3 protein-coding genes are annotated in these 2,258 nt (G+C 73.9%); all 3 read left to right on the top strand.

The window, feature by feature from the left end:
- The coding region (mshD, locus tag AC2W7A_RS11725; RefSeq protein WP_485991499.1) for a mycothiol synthase at positions 1 to 514 on the top strand (514 nt) is incomplete at its 5' end.
- A 153-nt stretch (positions 515 to 667) separates the two neighbouring features.
- The gene (locus AC2W7A_RS11720; RefSeq protein ID WP_485991498.1) at positions 668 to 1,678 is read left to right on the top strand and encodes an NUDIX hydrolase; all 1,011 of its coding nucleotides are present in this window, start codon (positions 668 to 670) and stop codon (positions 1,676 to 1,678) included.
- A 52-nt stretch (positions 1,679 to 1,730) separates the two neighbouring features.
- Complete coding sequence (locus AC2W7A_RS11715) at positions 1,731 to 2,087, top strand: GNAT family N-acetyltransferase (RefSeq protein WP_485991497.1); 357 nt, start codon at positions 1,731 to 1,733, stop codon at positions 2,085 to 2,087.
- Positions 2,088 to 2,258 lie beyond the last annotated feature (171 nt).

Here is a 2,258-nt window from a genome sequence, read left to right as displayed (position 1 = left end):
GGTGCGCGAGCTGCGCCGCATGGCGGCGGACTCCGCCGCGCTCGCCACGCTCTGCGCACCCGACCTGCCGGCGGGGGTCCGCCTGCGCCCCTACGTCCCCGGCACGGACGACGCCGCCTGGCTCCAGCTCAACGCGGCCGCGTTCGCCGACCACCCTGAGCAGGGCTCGCTCACGCAGGACGACCTCGAGGACCGCCGCGGGGAGGACTGGTTCGACGCCGCCGGGTTCCTCCTGGCCGAACGTGAGGAGAACGGCACCCTGCTGGGCTACCACTGGACCAAGGTCGAGGGCGACGGGACCGTGGGCGAGGTCTACGCTGTGGGCGTCTCCCCGCAGGCGCAGGGCCTGGGCCTGGGCCGCGCCCTCACGGTGGCCGGCCTCGTGCACATGCGGGACGCCGGGGTCCGCCGCGTGGACCTCTACGTGGACGCGGACAACACGGCCGCGGTGCACCTGTACGAGTCCCTCGGCTTCGCCCTGGACGCCGCGGACGCCCAGTACCGCCCGACCTGAGGCCGGGCGCCGTCCGCACAGAACCGCCGGCGCCGCGCGCCCCTGGGACCGGCAGGCGGTGACCGGCCGCCCGCGCACTATCCTGGTGCGGACGGTGCCGTGGGACGGGCCGTCCCGGAACGCCCGGGTCCGACCGAGAACGAACGGAGCAGCATGCCGACGTCGCAGTACGCCCTGACCGCCGCGCGCGCCGCCGCGGGCCACCACGTGCCCGCCCCGGAGGCCGAGGTGCTGGCGGCCGGAGTGGTGCCCTGGCGCTGCGGCCCCGGCGGCCTCGAGGTCCTGGTCATCCACCGCCCCCGCTACGACGACTGGTCCTGGCCGAAGGGCAAGCTGGACCCGGGCGAGACCCTGCCGGAGTGCGCGGTCCGCGAGGTCCGCGAGGAGACGGACCTGCGCGTGGGCCTGGGCATCCCGCTGGCCGTCACCCGGTACGAGGTGAAGGCCCGCGGCGGCAGGGCGGGGACACGGTCCAAGGAGGTCTGGTACTGGGCCACGGAGGCCTCCCGCCAGAAGGGCCGGGCGGACGGTGACGAGGTGGACGAGCTGCGCTGGGTCTCCCCGAAGCAGGCCCGGTCCATGCTCACGAACGCCGCGGACGTGGAGCCCCTGGACGCCCTCGTGACCGCGCACGACGAGCGCCGGCTGCGCACCGTGCCCCTCGTGCTGCTCCGGCACGCCAAGGCCAAGCCCCGCGCCTCCTGGTCCCGTGCCGAGGAGGACCGTCCCCTGGCGGCCACCGGCCGGAGGCAGGCGCTGGCGGACCGCCGGCTGGTGTCCGCGTGGGCGCCGGAGAAGCTGTTCTCCTCGCCGTGGCGCCGCTGCGTGGAGACCGTCTCCCCGCTGGTGAAGGACTCTGGCCTGCCCGTGAAGTACAAGCGCTCCCTCACCGAGGCCGGCGCCGCGGACAACCCGCGCAAGACCCGCCGCGTGATGCGGGGGCTGCTGGAGAAGCGCCGCGCCCTGGTGGTCTGCTCGCATCGGCCCGTGCTGCCGGAGCTGCTGCAGGAGATCGGCGCGGCCACCGCGCACCGCGACGTGCTGCAGGCGATGCCGCAGGAGGACCCGTACCTGCGCCCGGGCGGCGTGCTCGTGGCGCACCAGGGCCTGGAGGTGGGCGGCAAGGTGGTGGCCCTGGAGTGCTACGACCCCGCCGACGACTGAGCGGCGCCGTCGACCGTTGAGCGCCGCGTCGCACCCGGACTAGGCTTCGGACATGGACACCGTGAACCGCCCCGAACTGATCGTCCACGACCGCCTCAAGTTGACGCGGGATCCCGACCGCGGCCGCTTCGAGCTGCGCCAGGACGACACCTTCATCGGCTTCGAGGGCTACACCGTGGACGAGATCCCCGCCGCGGACGACGCCGAGGGCGAGGCCCGCACTGTGGTGCGCCTGCAACACACGATCATCGACGAGGCCTACGGCCGCCAGGGCTACGCCCGCGCGCTGGTGACGATGGTCCTCCAGCGCCTCGCCGCGGAGGGCGAGCAGATCGCCCCGGAGTGCACGTACGTGCAGCAGTACCTGGCGCGCTACCCGGAGTTCCGCGAGCTCGTCTACGAGGGTTGAGCCGCCGCCCGCCGAGGGCCCCTTCCCGACGACGGCCGCGCACCCCACCATGCACTGCTCCCCGGAAGTTGGACTCCTATTCAAGTCCGACTCACCCGGGGAGCAGTGCTGTGCCAGCACCATCGAAACTCACACCAGAACAACGAGAACAGGCCATCGACCTGTTCGAGC

The organism is Micrococcus sp. LASM2_SD2 (assembly GCF_057364565.1).
Note: the sequence above shows the minus strand (reverse complement) of the source record. Positions and strands in the feature narration are given on the sequence as shown.